This window comes from Mesorhizobium sp. 131-2-1 (assembly GCF_016756535.1).
Lineage (GTDB): Bacteria > Pseudomonadota > Alphaproteobacteria > Rhizobiales > Rhizobiaceae > Mesorhizobium.
In genome coordinates this window covers 2,389,218-2,405,120 of the sequence record NZ_AP023247.1, presented here as the reverse complement: position 1 = coordinate 2,405,120, position 15,903 = coordinate 2,389,218, and the positions used below count along the sequence as shown (strand labels likewise).

The 15,903-nt window shown below is 61.6% G+C and carries 16 protein-coding genes; 12 read left to right on the top strand and 4 right to left on the bottom strand.

Annotated elements, in window-relative coordinates; translation table 11 throughout:
- Nucleotides 1-58 precede the first annotated feature (58 nt).
- The gene (locus JG743_RS11740) at nt 59-1,153 is read right to left on the bottom strand and encodes an alcohol dehydrogenase catalytic domain-containing protein (RefSeq protein WP_202302574.1); all 1,095 of its coding nucleotides are present in this window, start codon (nt 1,151-1,153) and stop codon (nt 59-61) included.
- 237 nt (nt 1,154-1,390) lie between these two features.
- On the opposite strand from JG743_RS11740, the gene JG743_RS11735 reads away from it, so the two are divergent.
- Entirely contained in the window at nt 1,391-1,744 is a 354-nt protein-coding gene (locus JG743_RS11735) for a DoxX family protein (protein ID WP_202300350.1), read from the top strand.
- Nucleotides 1,745-1,782: 38 nt separating this feature from the next.
- A complete protein-coding gene (locus tag JG743_RS11730) occupies nt 1,783-2,322 on the top strand; it encodes a cupin domain-containing protein (RefSeq protein WP_202300349.1) in 540 nt (179 codons plus the stop codon).
- Nucleotides 2,323-2,379: 57 nt separating this feature from the next.
- On the opposite strand, the gene JG743_RS11725 is transcribed toward JG743_RS11730, so the two are convergent.
- Entirely contained in the window at nt 2,380-3,279 is a 900-nt protein-coding gene (locus tag JG743_RS11725) for a LysR family transcriptional regulator (RefSeq protein WP_244673113.1), read from the bottom strand.
- A gap of 106 nt (nt 3,280-3,385) precedes the next feature.
- Here JG743_RS11725 and JG743_RS11720 point away from each other — a divergent pair, with 106 nt between their 5' ends.
- The 3 genes from JG743_RS11720 to JG743_RS11710 all read left to right on the top strand — a co-directional run bounded on the left by JG743_RS11720 (nt 3,386) and on the right by JG743_RS11710 (nt 6,679).
- Nucleotides 3,386-4,765, top strand: a complete 1,380-nt coding sequence (locus JG743_RS11720) for an aminomethyl transferase family protein (RefSeq protein WP_202300347.1) — start codon at nt 3,386-3,388, stop codon at nt 4,763-4,765.
- 152 nt (nt 4,766-4,917) lie between these two features.
- Entirely contained in the window at nt 4,918-5,766 is an 849-nt protein-coding gene (purU, locus tag JG743_RS11715; protein ID WP_202300346.1) for a formyltetrahydrofolate deformylase, read from the top strand.
- A 76-nt stretch (nt 5,767-5,842) separates the two neighbouring features.
- Nucleotides 5,843-6,679 (top strand): methylenetetrahydrofolate reductase, encoded by an 837-nt coding sequence (locus tag JG743_RS11710; RefSeq protein ID WP_244673187.1) that lies wholly within the window; start codon nt 5,843-5,845, stop codon nt 6,677-6,679.
- A gap of 206 nt (nt 6,680-6,885) precedes the next feature.
- On the opposite strand, the gene JG743_RS11705 is transcribed toward JG743_RS11710, so the two are convergent.
- Both JG743_RS11705 and JG743_RS11700 read right to left on the bottom strand, forming a co-directional pair.
- A complete protein-coding gene (locus JG743_RS11705; protein ID WP_202300344.1) occupies nt 6,886-7,479 on the bottom strand; it encodes a YceI family protein in 594 nt (197 codons plus the stop codon).
- A gap of 41 nt (nt 7,480-7,520) precedes the next feature.
- Nucleotides 7,521-8,348: a hypothetical protein gene (locus JG743_RS11700; RefSeq protein ID WP_202300343.1), complete on the bottom strand. Its 828-nt coding sequence runs from the start codon at nt 8,346-8,348 to the stop codon at nt 7,521-7,523.
- Nucleotides 8,349-8,704: 356 nt separating this feature from the next.
- On the opposite strand from JG743_RS11700, the gene JG743_RS11695 reads away from it, so the two are divergent.
- The 7 genes from JG743_RS11695 to ltrA all read left to right on the top strand — a co-directional run bounded on the left by JG743_RS11695 (nt 8,705) and on the right by ltrA (nt 15,820).
- Entirely contained in the window at nt 8,705-9,499 is a 795-nt protein-coding gene (locus tag JG743_RS11695; RefSeq protein WP_244673112.1) for an ABC transporter ATP-binding protein, read from the top strand.
- Nucleotides 9,496-10,206, top strand: a complete 711-nt coding sequence (locus tag JG743_RS11690; protein WP_202300342.1) for an ABC transporter ATP-binding protein — start codon at nt 9,496-9,498, stop codon at nt 10,204-10,206. Before JG743_RS11695 ends, JG743_RS11690 begins: the two co-directional genes overlap by 4 nt.
- 1 nt (nt 10,207) lies before the next feature.
- Complete coding sequence (locus JG743_RS11685) at nt 10,208-10,495, top strand: hypothetical protein (protein ID WP_202300341.1); 288 nt, start codon at nt 10,208-10,210, stop codon at nt 10,493-10,495.
- Entirely contained in the window at nt 10,492-11,373 is an 882-nt protein-coding gene (locus JG743_RS11680) for a branched-chain amino acid ABC transporter permease (RefSeq protein WP_202300340.1), read from the top strand. The genes JG743_RS11685 and JG743_RS11680 overlap by 4 nt, the downstream gene beginning before the upstream one ends.
- An 11-nt stretch (nt 11,374-11,384) precedes the next feature.
- Complete coding sequence (locus tag JG743_RS11675; protein WP_244673111.1) at nt 11,385-12,353, top strand: branched-chain amino acid ABC transporter permease; 969 nt, start codon at nt 11,385-11,387, stop codon at nt 12,351-12,353.
- 32 nt (nt 12,354-12,385) lie between these two features.
- The gene (locus JG743_RS11670) at nt 12,386-13,600 is read left to right on the top strand and encodes an ABC transporter substrate-binding protein (RefSeq protein WP_244673110.1); all 1,215 of its coding nucleotides are present in this window, start codon (nt 12,386-12,388) and stop codon (nt 13,598-13,600) included.
- A 705-nt stretch (nt 13,601-14,305) separates the two neighbouring features.
- Nucleotides 14,306-15,820, top strand: a complete 1,515-nt coding sequence (gene ltrA / locus JG743_RS11665) for a group II intron reverse transcriptase/maturase (RefSeq protein ID WP_202295506.1) — start codon at nt 14,306-14,308, stop codon at nt 15,818-15,820.
- The last annotated feature ends 83 nt before the right edge of the window (nt 15,821-15,903 follow it).

Sequence of the window (15,903 nt, the reverse complement as noted above, 5' to 3'; positions counted from 1 at the left end):
CGTCCGATTGTGCCGGCAATGAGTTCTCGCCGGCGCAGCGACCGGCGCCCGCCTCGGCTTAGGGTTCCAGCACGTAGTTGGTGAAGCCGCCGTCGCCCGAGGCCACGCCGTTGATCGCCTCGTTGATCTGGTCCAGCGGATAGGTGCGGGCTTCCAGCACTGAAAGGTCGACTGCGCCTGACCGGACCAGCTCCGCGATCTCCATACCCTCCGCGGTGCTGAGCCAGGCCGAACCGGTGAGCACCATCGAGTTGTCCATCCACCATTTGGTGTTGAACAGCATGTCGGCGCCCGTGCCGCCGATATTGACGATGCTGCCGCCGCGCTTGACCCCCAACATTGCGTCCTTCATCGCGTTGACGTCGGCCACCGCGCCAAGGCTGTCGAGCATGAAATCCGCGCCGGCGTGGTTCTTGGAGCGCACCCACTCCGCGACCTGTCCGTCCAGATTGGAAAAGGTCTCGATCCGGTTCGGAGCGAGGCGCCTCAGCTTTTCCAGTAGTGGCTTGCCTCGCGCGACCGCGTATATCGTGGAAATCCCCATAGTTAGCGCGAACAGGGTCGCACCGACACCCAGCGTTCCGGTCGCACCGTTGATGATCAGCGACTTGCCCGCAAGGTTGCCCAGCTTCTTGAGCGCGGAATAGGACGTGCCGAGATAGCCCATGCGGGCGGCCTGCGGAAACGTCATATTGTCGGGTATCTTGACGATGGCGCTCTGGGGCGCGCTCATGAATTGAGCGAAGCCGCCCCCGGGATAGCGCTTGAAAATTTCCAAGCTGTTGCGATTGAAGCCGAAATATCCGGCGAAGGTGAAGTAATCGCACTTCATCTGGTTGCCGCTGGCGCAGGCGTGGCAGGCGCCGCACGAACGCAGCGGATTGACGTAGACGCGGTCCCCGGGCTTCAGGGCAACAACCTGCTCGCCGACTTCATGCACGATGCCGGCAGGATCCAGCCCGAAAGTCGCGGGCTTTGGGGGCAGCGGCTGGTGGGGATACCAGTTCTCCCAGTTGTTCAGCACGTTGGCGAGGTTTGGGACCATGCCGCAGGCCTTGACCTCGACCACGACATCGGTCCCGGACGCTCGAGGCTTGGCGACCTCCTCGATCCGCATTGGTTCATTTACCGCATGCAGCCGTGCGGCGCGCATCATCACTGTCACGATGTTCCTCCTCAAATCCCGCCAACCGGGTCGGATTGACATTCCGATTGGACTGTGGATACCGTACAGTATCTGAAATGGGTGACGCAAGACCCGATTTGCGGCGCCGAGACCAGTGTCGCTCCTAGCCGATGGAGTTGCGCAGAGTCGCGCAGCTTCTCGTTTGGACGCGACATGCCTGACAACGGACTGCAGCCGCGATGCTGCTTGGGGAGAGGACATACAATGCCGTTCGAGTTGCAGCCGCAGGATACGCTCAGGATCCTGTGCGGAATCTGGTTCCTTCCGCATCTGATCGGGAAGGTCAGGAACTTCGACAAGGCTCCGGGCACGTTTGAGAAAGCCGGTCTGAGGCCCGGCAAGGCCTTTCTTGTCCTGACGATTGTCTTGGAGCTGCTGGCAGCCGGCGGCATGGTCTTCAATATCTATCCGAGAGCGGCGACCGGTTGCGCGATCGTGGTGCTGCTCGGAGCATCTTACGCAGTCGTGAAAATCAACGGCGTCAAGTGGCGTTGGCAGCAGATGGGACCGGAGTTCCCGCTTTTCTGGGCGCTCGCTTGTCTCATCTCGGCCCTGTGACTTTCAAGTTTGAGGCCACTCTACCTGGGAGGTTTGATATGAAGGTTCGGCGCGTCGTCACTGGCAGGAACACAGCCGGCAAATCCGCGGTCGTCAGCGATGGCTCCTCGCCTCAGGAGATGGTCCTTAGGCATACGCCGGGTTTCGTGTCGTCGCCGCAATGGAAGATCGAAGGGACGCCGGGGCTGAGCAACGTCGACAATCGAGATCCCATGGACACCGCCGGTACCATGATCATGCCGGCAGGCGGGTCGTCTTTCTGGGTCATCACCTTTCCTCCAGACAGCGTCTTCATGTCGTCGGAATGGAACCCCGCGTTAGCCGGCCCCGAGTTCACCGAGGCATCCCCCGGCATTGCCGAGCGGATGGAGCCGGATAATCCAGGCATGCACGAGACGCCGACCGTCGACTACGTGACGGTGGTCAAGGGCAGGCTGGTCCTCGAACTCGACGATGGCAAGACGGTCGAGCTCAACGCCGGCGATACGGTGGTCCAGCAGGGCACCCGCCACGCATGGCGCAATCCCGGCGACCAACCGGCGACGATTTCCGTGGTCTTGCTCGGCGCCACAGTCTAAGGCGACGGCCAACATCCCGGCGACGCCACACCCTCGTCAGCTGGTTTTGCTGGCCGTTCAGATCGTTGCCGCCACCTCAGCGAGGATTTGGCGCGTCCAGGCATGCAGACCCGAGTAGTGAGAGCGCTCGGTCCAATACATGTCGATCTGAATCAGCACCTCGAGCGGAAAGGGCTTCAACGTCAATTTGTCTGAAAGTCGGCGGGCCAGGCGGTGGGGGATGGTCGCGACCAGCTCCGTGCCCCGGATCAGCGCTTCGAGATTGTCGTGACTCGGCACGATCACGCTCGGCGTGATCCTGATGTCGGCTGCCCGAAGCGCCGCGAAATACAACGCTTCCCACTGGCCATTGTGCGTCACGGCGATGTGCCGCGTTTGCCTGTAGCGATCCATCGTCAGTTCGCCAACCGCGAGCGGATGGCTGGAATCCATGATGCAGGCGTAGCGATCGGTGAAGAGTTTGCGTCTGTAGTAAATGTCGCCGAAAATCGCCACCGGACCGAGCACGATATCGCAGATGTTCTCCTTCAGCTGCTGCTTGCCGTGCACCGCGGATTCAAAAATGTTGACGGTGATCTGGGGTGCCTGCTGCTGGACCTGACGGACGAACGCCGGCATCAGGAACATGCGCTCGTGATGGTTACAGGAGATCGTCACGCTGCCTGTCGATGTGCGGGGATCGAAGCCTTGCAGGGATGACAGGGCCTGCATTCGCTCCAGAACATCGCGCGCGTCCTGGGCAAGCTGACGGCACTTGTCGGTCGACAGAATTGAGTTGCCCTGCCGAACGAAGATCGGGTCGTTGAAGGCCTTCCGCAGGCGCTTGATTGAATAGCTGATCGTGGACTGGTTCACGCCAAGGCGCTCCGACGCCTCTGAAAACGACTGGCAGTCATGAACCATGACCAATGCCTGCAAGGCATTCAGATCGATCTGGGCAAGCTCCTCCGAAAGCATGACGTCCATTCCAGATGCAAGATTTCGATGACCTGTATCGAACCTATTGGGTTGTTAGATGTCGTGCAAGGGGCTAGCCCGAGGGGAGCTGCACAGGAGGATATAAATGGCCGCTAATCTCGAACAGAAGATCGCTGAGGCTGGAAGCCCGCAAACCATGCTCTGGGAATCGCAGAGCCCGCCTATCGTCAGCACGCCAGTGACGCCGGAATTCACCAACTGGCGCGACGAACAACTTGCCTGGCGCAGCAACGCCGTGCTGTACGACCAGTCGCATCACCTCGCCGACCTGAACATCAGGGGCAAGGACGCGCTGAAGCTTATCCGCGAGACGGCGATCAACAGCGTTGAATACTTTCCCGTCAATGCCGCGAAGCAGTACGTCGCGGCCAACGAGGAAGGCCAGCTCATCGGCGACAATATCCTGTTCCGCTACGAGGAAGAGGAATTCCAGGCGGTGGGCATTCCGCCGACGATCAACTGGCTCCAGTATCACGCCGAGACCGGCGGCTACGACGTCGAGTTGGTGCGGGACAACCCGTCCTACGCCCGCAAGGGAAATCCCCTCTGCTACCGCTATGAGGTCCAGGGGCCTGGAGCGTTCAATGTGATCCGGGATCTCATCGGCGAGGAGCCGCCTGAGGTCAAGTTCTTCCACGGCACACGCTTTACGATCAGGGGCAAGATGGTGCGCGCACTGCGCCACGGCATGGCCGGCGAGCCCGGCTTCGAATTCGTCGGTCCGTGGGCTGATCATGAAGTTGTGCGCGCCGCGCTGATCGAGGCCGGCAAGAAGCACAACATGGTTCAGGTCGGCGGCCGGGCGTACCTGACCAACTCGCTCGAATCCGGATGGCTACCGCGTCCGCTGCCCGCCTTCTATTCGGGCAAAAGCACTGAGGGCTTCCGCAAGTGGCTTGCCGCGGACGAGATCGATGCCAATGTGTCCCTCGGTGGAAGCTTCTTCTCCGAAAATATCGCCGACTACTATTTCTCGCCCTACGACGTGGGCTACGGGAAAATCATCAAATTCGACCATGACTTTGTCGGCCGCGGCGCGCTGGAAGCCGAAGTAGCCTCCGGCCGGACGAGGGCGAACCGCAAGGTGACGCTGCAGTGGAACGGCGAGGACGTCGCCAAGGCCTGGGCCTCGATGTACCAGCCAGGTGTCGGCGCCAAGTTCATCAATCTTCCGATCGCCCACTACGCGACCTATCACTACGACCGCGTGGAAACCAAGGACGGAAGCTTCTGCGGTCGTTCGCTTCACACCGGATATTCGGCCAACTATCGCTCGATGCTCTCGATCGCGGTCGTGGATGCGGCGGTGGCAGAGCCAGGCACCGAGGTGGTGGTGGTTTGGGGCGAGCCTAAGCCATCGTCCAAGGTCCAGGTCGAGGACCACGTGCAGTTCAAGGTGCGCGCCACCGTACACCCGGCGCCGATCGATACCCACGCGAGATCGAGCTACCGCAAGAACGCCTGAACCGCACGTCTGAACAGAGGGCGGCTGCATGGCCGCCCTTCCCCTTCACGGCCGTCTGTACCCAAGACTGGCGAGGCCATCCCCGCCGGCGTCGCGCTGCGACGTAACCAGCCTTGCCATTTCAGTGCGACCGTCAAACCCGGAGACCGGGTATGAGCAAGTCCTATCTGCTTACCCTGCAATGCAAGAACCGGCCGGGCATTGTCGCCGGCGTTGCCACCCGTTTGGCTGCTCATGGCGGCAACATCACCGCGGCCCAGCAATTCGACGACCCCGAGACCGACCGGTTCTTCATGAGGGTGGCGTTCGATTTGCCTTCACCGCTCGACGAGCTCGCCGGCCGTTTCTCGCAAGAGGTCAAGCGCTTCGGCCTGCAATGGACCTTGCGGCCCCAAAACCTGCCGCGGAAGGTTCTGCTGCTTGTCTCGAAGTTCGACCACTGCCTGGTCGATCTGCTTTACCGCCAGCGGCTGGGCGAGCTGCCCATGCAGGTTGTGGGCATCGTCTCCAACCATCCGCGAGAGGCTCTCAGCCTCGCTCCCGACGATGCCATTCCCTTCCACCACTTCCCGATCAGCCATGAGACCAAGGCCGCCCAGGAAGCGAAGATCAAGGGCGTGATCGAGGATAGCGGCGCCGAACTCATCGTGCTGGCCCGCTACATGCAGATCCTGTCCGATGACTTCTCAGCCTACCTGTCCGGCCGCTGCATCAACATTCACCATTCCTTCCTGCCGGGGTTCAAGGGCGCCAAGCCCTATCATCAGGCGCACGTGCGCGGCGTGAAGATGATCGGAGCAACGGCGCACTACGTCACCGAAGACTTGGACGAGGGCCCGATCATCGCCCAGGACGTCGAACATGTGACCCATGCCGACACTCCCGACGACCTCATTCGCAAGGGCCGGGATATCGAACGCCGCGTATTGGCCCGCGCCGTCACCTTCCACCTTCAGGACCGGGTCTTGCTGAATGGACGCAAGACCGTCGTCTTCGCCTAACACCGGAGCCACGCGCGTGGAAAAGATCATAGGCATCCAGAACGTCCGCCCCGCCTCTATCGACGCCTCGATCGAGATGGCGCCTAGCCAGGCGCTCGACTCCCCTGATTTGCCTGGCCTGTTGCCGCCGGACGTCCGGGTCTACATCACCGATATCGGACTGGCGGACACGCCGACCCTGGTGAAAGCCGCCCGACGCGTCACAGACCTTGGTTATGCCGCCGTTCCCCATATAGCCGCCCGCCGACAGACAACGCGCGAGGCGCTGGAAACGCGGCTGAAGGCCTTCGCGGAAGAAGCGGGCGTTCGCGACGTGCTCATCGTCGGCGGCGACGTAGCAGCTCCGGCTGGCTCGTTTTCCTCCTCCATCGAGGTGCTCGAGACGGGGTTCATCGACAAGCACGGCATCACCGAGGTCGGCATAGCCGGCCACCCGGAAGGGAGTCGCGACTTTGGCGAGGAGGCGGCGATCGCTGCACTTCGCATGAAGAGCGCCTGGGCCGAGCGCAGCGGGGCGAGGATGCGCATCGTCACCCAATTTGGCTTCGATGCCGACAAATTCATCACCTGGGCAGACGGCCTCGCGGCTTGCGGACTGGACCTGCCCGTCCATCTTGGTGTCGCCGGTCCCGCCAAGATCATGACCTTGCTGAAATACGCGGCGTTGTGCGGCGTCGGCAACTCGCTGAACTTCCTGAAGAAGCGCAGCGCTTCGCTCGCCGCTCTTGCCACCAGTCACTCGCCGGAGAGCTTCGTCGGCCCGATCGAAGACCATCTGCGGGCAAAGCCCGGCTCGGCGATTGCGCAGCTCCACGTCTTTCCGTTCGGTGGCATCAAGAACACGGCCAGATGGCTCTACGAGCGCGGCTCGTGGCAGAGCTGCGATGCCGACGATCGCTCATCGATAGCTTAGATTCTCATTGCCGCTCTCAAGGGACAGCGCCACTTCATGGCGCGCCGGTTAGCCGGCGCGCCATGGTTTCCTCGTGCCGCTACGCGGGCGAGCGTCGCGGCGCGAGAGCCTGATAGAGGATGCCCCCGGGCGCTGCCCGATTGTAGCCCGCGGGCATCCGTCCGGATGGCCGCGGGCTACTGCAGGCCAACCGGAAACTCAGCCCGTCAGGTGCGGCCGCGCCCCTCCGTTTCAATGCGCAGCGTGACTTCGTCCCCGATCATGGGAATGTTGGCTGTCATGCCGAAGTCGCTACGCTTCAATGTCGTAGTCGCGCTGAACCCTGCCTCAAGACTGCCGTCCCAAGGATTTTTGCCCTGGCCGTTGAAGGTCACATCGAGGGTCACCGGCTGGGTCACACCCGCGATGGTGAGATCGCCCGTGATCGAGCCCTGCTTGTCGCCTGACTTGGTGAATTTGGTGCCGACGAAGGTGATCTCCGGAAATTCGGTGGCATTGAACCAGTCGGCGCCCTGGATGTCGCCATCGCGCTGGGCATTGTTGGTGGAAATGCTGGACACCTTGACCTTGGCCTGCAGCTTGCTGTCCTCGGGCGCATCCTTGTCGAAGGTGAACTCCCCGGAAAACTCTCTGGCAACGCCGATGACGTTGGAGAAGCCGAGGTGATTGATAAAGAACACGATGCCGGAATGAACCGGATCTATGTCAAAGGTGATTGGCTGCGCCCGGGCCGCCTGCAATCCGATCGGCGCTGATGCGAGCGCCGCAGCGAGCAGGGCTGTCTTTAGCTTGTGGTTCATGTTCCGTCCTCCATTGTTGATACGCGGGTTGAAAGCTCATTTCACATCGGAAGGCTGAAACCGTTTCGCGCCAGCGCGACTGCGACTGCGACGACGGCAGGCACCAGGCAGAGACCCGCGAACACCAGCGTGGCGACGGCCTGGTTGGACTTTCCGAGATGGTCGACGATTCCGCGGCAGGCCTTTGGGACCAGCAAAACCAGTGCGAGCACCGCAAGAGCGAAGAGGTCGATCTTGCGGGTGATCAGCGCCACGGTTTGCACCACCGCGATCATGCCCCCGGCCCCGCCAATCAAGGATCCCCATCCGAAGCGGTAGTTGGGCCTGAACAGGTGCCAAAACACGACACCGGCAATCCCGAAGGCAACGCCGAGGGATAGCTGCAGGCTGGAAGACGAAGCCCCGATGAAGGCGATTGGAGCAAAACCGACGCTCGCCACCGAGAGCATCACGGCCGGGCGCAGATTTGATCCCTCATCTGGAAACTGCGCTTCGCGGTAGAGCGTGTAGAGAACTGCTGCTCCAGCCAAAGTGGCGACGATCAGCTCGATTGGCTGTGCCAGAGCAAGCTTGTCGCCGATGTAGGCGGCCGACGCGAGCGGCATTGCCGCCAGCAGTAACAGCCCAAGCGCGCGGCTGCCTGTCCGTTCCGCGGCCAAGCCCAGAACGGACCCAACCGCCGCCAGGTAGAACACCTTGTTGACGGCGCCGACCGGCGGGAAGGATGGAACGCGATTGTAGGTCAGCCAGTAAGACAGGAAGAAGCCGAACGGGATCAGCAGATCGTACCAGCCTCGATCGGCGCGCCACCAGCGCATCAAGGCGGTCAAGCTAAAGAGCACAGCGCCGCAAATCGCAGTCGCCAGCATCACTGCCTCCTGCGGCGATCGGGCAAGGCCAATCACGTCAGATCACCTGAGCTGTAGACGAAATACCCGACGCCGCCAGTCATGTGCGGCCCCTTCCGGCAGGATGAAGTCACACCGTCCTCCCCGGTCTGAGTTCTCCACAATCGGTTCATTCTGGATACCGATTGGATTTCAAATACCAAAGCGTATCCGATGGATCTTGTCAATCCATCAACCAGCCACTCGGAAGCGCTTCGAATTGCGACGGGAGGGGACGAAGTCGGTTGACATACGTACACGACTTCAAATACCATCTGGTATCTTAAAGTGGAAGAGCCGCGCAAAGGCCGAGTCCACGTCGCGCCTGGGAGGAGTGCGTGGCTGTGCAGGAAAACATCAGCGCCTATCTGCCCGTACTGGCGGCGGACGGCGTATCGGTCCGCTTCGGAGGCGTGCAGGCGCTCGACAACGTCTCGCTCGACGTTGGCGACGGGGAGATTTGCGGCTTGATCGGCCCCAATGGCGCAGGCAAGACCACCTTCCTGAATGCAATCACCTGCCTGACCCGTCCCCAGCGCGGCTCCATCCAGCTGTCGGGCCGGACAATCTCCGACGCGGCCGTACGCGACATTATTGGGCTCGGGATCGCGCGGACCTTTCAAAACGTCGGTGTGTACGGCTCGATGAGCGTCCTCGAAAACGTGATGCTCGGCGCGCACCACAAGATGGGTGGTAAGGTCGCGCGCGCCCTTCTCAACCCGTTCGGCGCATGGGCCGAGGAGAGGACTGTCCGCCGGCAGGCTGAAGCAATTCTCGACGAGTTGGGGATGTCAGCCCTGTCGGCTGCGCGCGCGGACTCCCTGCCCTATCCCTTGCAAAAGCGGATGGAGATAGCGCGTGCCCTTGCGGCCGAACCCAGGCTGCTACTGCTCGACGAGCCGGCGGGCGGACTGACCCATGGCGAGGTCAGCGAATTCGGCAAGCTCATCAATACAATCCGGCATAGCCGCAAGCTTTCGATCCTCCTGATCGAGCATCACATGGGTCTGGTCATGAGCCTTTGCGACCGGATCCATGTGTTCCACCTCGGCCGAAACCTCGCATCCGGGCGCCCCGAGGAAATCAGGACCAACGAAGCCGTCATTGCCGCCTACCTCGGGAGGAGCGAGTGACGCTTCTCGATATCCGCAACCTCTCGGCCGGATACGGCAAGGTGCGGGCGCTCTTTGACTGCTCGCTCGGCATCGGCGAGAACGAGTTCGTCGTCCTGCTCGGCGCCAATGGAGCGGGAAAGACCACCCTGCTGCGCGCCCTTTCGGGGACGATCCGCTCGTCCGGTGAGATCGCCTATCTGGGAAGCGACCTGCAGAGCATGCCGCCGGAACGGCGCCTGCAACGCGGAATAGCGCAGATCCCACAGGGCAGAGGCACTTTCACCGATTTCACGGTCGACGAAAACCTGACGCTGGGCGCCACGATTGTCTCTGACCGCCGCCAGGTCCGGCAGGACAAGGAACGGTGGTATGAGCGTTTTCCACGACTGCGCGAGCGACGCTCCCAGCTGGCGGGCAACCTGAGCGGCGGCGAACAGCAGATGCTCGCGGTGGCGCGGGCTCTTATGTCCCGGCCAAAGCTGCTGCTGTGCGACGAGCCGTCGTTGGGTCTGGCACCCGTCATCACGCGCGAAATATTCGCGATCTTCAAGGAGCTCCGCGACATCGACGGATTGACGCTCCTGGTCGTGGAGCAGAACGCGGACCTGTCCCTGAAGTTTGCCGACCGCGCGTACGTCATTGAGGCCGGCCATATCGTGGCTGGCGGCTCGGCCAACGCGATACTCGCCGACGAACATATCCAGAAATCTTATCTTGGGGACTAGTTTGACCGCGCTACACCAAATTGTTGTTTGCGGCATTGCCCCAGGCGGCGTCTATGCCGTGCTGATCATTGCCCTGGTGCTGATCTCACGTTTTGCAAAACGCGCGTCGAGCGACCATCTCGCGTCAGCCTCCTTCATCGACATTCACGATACGGCCGGACTGCCATTCCTGATCGTCGTGCCCGCCATTGAGCCGTCATCAACCGCCAGGACTCCTCTGGCCAAAGCTATCGATGCCAAGGCGCGCAGGTCTGCGGCCCCGGCCTTGCAGTTGGGGGGCCGGGCTTGACGCTCTTTGTGCAAATTGTCGTCAGCGGCCTCGCCACCGGCGCCATCTATTCGGCCCTTGCCCTTGCTCTGGTGTTGATCTTTCGCGCCACCAACGTCGTCAATTTCGGTCAGGGCGAAATGGCGACCTTCTCCGCATACTGTACCTGGCAGTTGTCCCTGTGGGGTTTGCCCTTGTGGCTCTCCATTGCGATCGGCCTGATCTGTTCCTTTGTGCTGGGGATTTTAGCATTTCGGCTCTTTGTCCGTCCGCTCCTGGAAGCTCCGGTCGAGGCGACAGTGGTCGTCACGCTCGGCATGTTCGTGCTCTTCCAGGCGATGGTGACCTGGCTGTGGGGCGCCGAACAGAAGCCGTTCCCTAGCCTTTTTCCCGACGGTAGCTTCAGCTTGGGCGACGTGCGGATCCTGGCTTCGTCGGCTGGCACATTGCTGGTGCTCGTTGTCCTGGCCGCGGCCATCGGCTGCCTCTTCGCCTTCACAAGGCTGGGTCTCTCCATGCGGGCCGCTGCCTTTGACCGCGTGCGCAGCGTTCTCGTGGGCGTCAACGTCGAGCGCATGCTGATGCTCGGCTGGGGTTTCGCCGCGGTGATCGGAATGGTCGCGGCCGTGCTTGTCGCGCCGCGGTTGTTTCTGAGCCCGACCATGATGACCCCGATCCTCTTCTACGGTCTTGCCGCGGCAACCGTCGGGGGCTGGGACAGTCCGCTCGGCGCGATAGCCGGGGGCCTGCTGGTGGGTGTCAGCGAGAGCCTTGGCGCCAACTATATCGGCCTTCTCGGGGCGGACATGCGCATCGCCGTTCCGATCGTCCTTACGCTTTTCGTCCTGCTGGTTAAGCCCGTCGGCCTGTTCGGCTCGCAGAAGGTCACCAAGCTATGAGGAACACCGTTGTGCGCACGGCCACGACAATCGTTGGTTTTGTACTGGTCGCCGCCCTCCTGCCGGCCTTCCTGTCGGGCTTCCAGTTGCAGCAGGTGAGCGTCGCGATCTCCTACGCGATCGCCATCCTGGGGCTTAACCTGCTCATGGGTTTTGCCGGGCAGATCTGCCTTGCCCAGGGAACGCTGTTCGGCATCGGCGCCTACGTCACCGCCATTTTGAACGCCACCTACGGCGTCCATCCATTGGCGACTCTGCCGGCTGCTGCTGCTGTTTCCGCGCTGGCCGGCCTTGTTGTCGGGCTGCCGGCCTTGCGTTTGCAGGGGCTACAGCTTGCGATCATTACGTTTGGTGTCGCCGCAGCGTTTCCCCAACTTCTGTTGAAGCTCGGCAGTTGGACGGGCGGCGTCTCCGGCTTGCCGATTGACTCCCTGGAGCCCCCCGAGTTCCTGGCCGACAACCCCGAGCTCTGGCTCTATCTGGTATCGCTGGGATGCGCAGGCGTCGCGGCCCTGATCGTCCGTCTTGTGCTGGCCGGCGACGTCGGCCGCGCGCTGCGAGCCCAGCGGGACAGCTCCCAGATCGCAGAGGCTCTCGGCGTCAACCTGGCCAAGACCAAGCTCTGGGCGTTCGCCATCAGTTCGGCGCTGGCCGGACTTGGCGGCGGCGTTTTCGCCATCCTCAACGGCTTCATCAGTCCGCAGTCGTTTCTCGCTCCGCTCTCAATCACGATCGTGATCGGCAGCATCGTCGGAGGCTCGACGAGTATTGTCGGCGCCTTCATCGGCGGGCTGTTCATCACCTTCGTCCCGACATGGACGTCCAACATCAATCTTGCACTCGGCAACGTCATCTACGCGCTGGCACTGATCGGCATCATGCTTTTGGCACGCGGTGGAGTCGCTGGTCTGCTGGATAGACTCACCGCCGCGTTGACGGTGCGGTCGAACCCCAACGGCAAAGCCGGATCAACCAGCTAACTACGGAGGAAGTTATGAGACCAGGTCTACGCATGCCCAAAATGCTTTTGACGGCGGCAGTCTTCGCACTGGCCGTCGGTACCGTCTCGGCGAGAGCGGACCAGACGCCAGGCATCACCGACAGCACGGTCAAGATCGGTATCACCGGTCCACTCACCGGACCCGTTGCGGTCGTCGGCGCGGTCGCGGAAGGCATCCGGGCACGCGTCGAGGCGGCCAACGCCAAAGGCGGCGTCAAGATGTCCGATGGCAAGACCCGCAAGATCGAGCTGGTGATCAAGGACGACATGCTGGATCCGCAGCGAACGCTTGCGAACGTTCGCGAGATGGTCGAGCAGGACAAGGTCTTCGCCCTGGTCGGCACGGCTGCCACCCCGAACAATGTAGCCATCGGCCGCTATATCGAGCAACGGAAAGTTCCGAACGTCTTCATGTATTCGGGTGTCCATAAGCTGAACGCGCCGCACGAGGAAATCGGGTTCGTCCCGGCATTCTCGACCGAAGCGACGTCGTTCGCCACTTATCTCAAGAACAACAAGCCCGCGGCGAAGGTCGCGATCCTCTATCTTAACACCGAGACCGGCGAGACCTTCATGAAGGCCTTCGACAAGGCCATCGAGGGCTCGGGCGTGAAGGTCGTCGATCGGCAGCCCGTGACCTCGCAGGATCCGACCGTGGAAACGCAGCTCACGGCACTCAAGGCGTCAGGCGCCGACACTCTGGTGATCATCGCCGCGCCGCAGCAGGGTGGCGAGGCTATCCGCTTCCAGGCCGAAAGCGGCTGGAAGCCGCTGACGCTCGTCACCAATCTTTCCTCGGCCTATCCGATCCTGCAGGCGGTGGGATTGGAGAACGCCAAGGGCATCATCACCTCGAACTTCCTGAAACCCATCGTCAGCCCGGGGAAGACCGGTGATGCCGGCATCGACCAATATCTGGCCGATATCGCCGCGGCCAAGGTCAACTTCGTCTTTGCCAACACGATCGGACAAGTCGGTTATGCGACTGGCGATGCCCTCGTCGAGGCGCTCGGGCAAATGAAGGAACAGACCCGGGCTGCGCTCCTGGAAACCGTCTTCAACATCCAGAAGTGGGACAATCCGCTGCTGCTCGACGGGATCAAGCTCAACACCAAAGCCGGCTCCGACATTTTCCCGATCGAAGCCCTGCAACTCTACCAGTTCGACGGCCAGAAATATGTCCCGGTTGGCAAGCTCCTGGATTTCGAAGGCACCACTGAAGAGTAACAACCCACCGCAATAGGATCAGGTTGCCGGCTACGAGGAGCGCCCGCCGATGCGGCGGGCGCCTTTTCACAGATATTCAGATGACTTTGGTGCGCCGTGACGGCGCGGGAGGGTAGTATGACATAGTTAGAACCTTTCCTAGCTTTGCTGATTTTCGACCGACGGCTGTAATGCCGTCCCTTTCGTCGGAACAACGAAAGGAAGGGGACCGAAAAGCTGGACCGGGTGTCGCCGGTTCGGTGCCATAAGCAGATCGGTCTGAACTGTACCGGACGGAAGCCATCACTTCTGGGCCGGGCTACCGCAGTGCTCACGGTGAGACAACGAAGTGCGTGATAGAAGCCTCTGAATATCCGAGAAGTTTCCCAAGCGTGATGGCGGGGGAGACAAACAGCGCGATCAGACATGGCAGGGCTCAATGTTCCCTGCTGAGGGGTGCGAGAAATACGCGCTCGGAGTGGGCGAGTTCCTTCAGCCCACTCTCCGTATCGCCAGGGGTATAGCGCACCACCTACAGGCACGAAGGTTGAAAATCGGAACACGGGAACTTGAACCGTCTGCCCGGCAGGAACCGGGCTAGCCGCGACGACCGGAGACGGGCGCGTTCAAGGGCGGAGCCTCCGTAGTAGTCCGGGTCCGGGAAAGCCGGACACATGGCGAAGGGAGGCAGGAAGATGATCGGTTGGCATGACGGAGGAGTGATCTGTGGACACGGATCATCAGGCTGATAAAGCTTGGGTACTCGGCGTTCAGCGCAAACTGTATCAGTGGAGTAAGGCGAATCCCGACGACCAGTGGCGGGACATGTGGGGCTGGCTGACAGACTCGCGCATGCTTCGTCACGCTTGGCGTCGTGTGTCCACCAACAAAGGCGGGCGCACCGCCGGGGTAGACGGGATGACCGTGGGACGCATCCGGAAGAAAGGAGAGCTACGCTTCCTTGCCGGGATTCAGGACGAACTGCGCTCCGGCGCATATCGGCCGAGTCCGGCGAGACGCAAGATCATTCCCAAAGCCGGTAAACCGGGGCAATTCCGGCCCTTGGGCATTCCCACGGTCAAGGACCGCGTCGTACAAAGCGCGGTCAAAGCACTTCTGGAGCCAATCTTCGAGGCGCAATTCTGGCATGTTTCCTATGGGTTCAGGCCCGGACGGAGCACGCACGGCGCCTTGGAGCATATCCGCCGGGCTGCTCAGTCGCACAAACGCGGCGGGGATACCCGGAGGCACGGGATGCCATATCCTTGGGTTATCGAGGGAGACATCAAGGGCTGCTTTGACAACATCAACCACCACTATCTGATGGAACGGCTACGCAAACGCGTCGCCGACCAGCGGGTGGTACGGTTGGTCGGGCAGTTCCTGAAAGCCGGCGTGCTGACGGAGGAGCAATTCTTCCGCACGGAAGCCGGAACCCCGCAGGGTGGGATCATATCACCGCTGCTCGCCAACATTGCGCTTAGCGCGATTGAGGAGAGATATAAACGGTGGGTGCATCCTGATCCGACGGGGAGGTCTTCACGACAATCGATACTCTCGGCGGCATCGGGTAGACGTCTGTGGGATCGCAAAGCAGGGCACTGCGTGTGTTTCCCCGTACGCTATGCGGACGACTTTGTGGTGCTGGTCTCCGGTACGCAGGAAGAGGCTATTGCGGAGAAATCCGCGCTGGCAAAATACCTGCAGGAGACGACAGGCCTCGAGCTGTCACCGGAAAAGACGAAGATCACAGCAATGACGGACGGGTTCGCGTTCCTCGGATTCCGCTTCGTCATGGAATGGGACGGGCGCTACGGATATTGTGCACGCGTACAAATCCCGAAGACCAAGTCCCTCGATCTCCGTCACAAAGTCAAGGAGTGTACCGGGCGCACCAGCGCGAGAGGCACCCTTGGCGCAAAGCTTCAGGAGCTTAATCCCATCCTGCGCGGATGGGCGAATTACTTCCGTTTCTGCTACGGAGCCAGCAACGTGTTCACCAGCCTCGACTGGTACACCGGGGATCGGCTCTGGCGCTGGCAGCGGAAAGTTCGCCCAAACGCCAACGCGAGCGAAATCGCAAAAGGCCGACAACGCAGCAGTCGCCGTCCGACGGTGAGACTGTGGCGTGATGGGTCCGTCGAGCAGTATATGCTCGCGTGGACTCCCGTCTGCCGGTTTCGTCTGGCGTGGATGGGAACGCCAAACTTCGCCACGTCTTCTGGCGAGCCGGATGCATAACGAAAGGTGCACGTCCGGTTCTGCGAGGGGTGGTGAGAAACGGACCGCTGCAAGGCGGTACCGCGCTCGCCACCTACTCTACA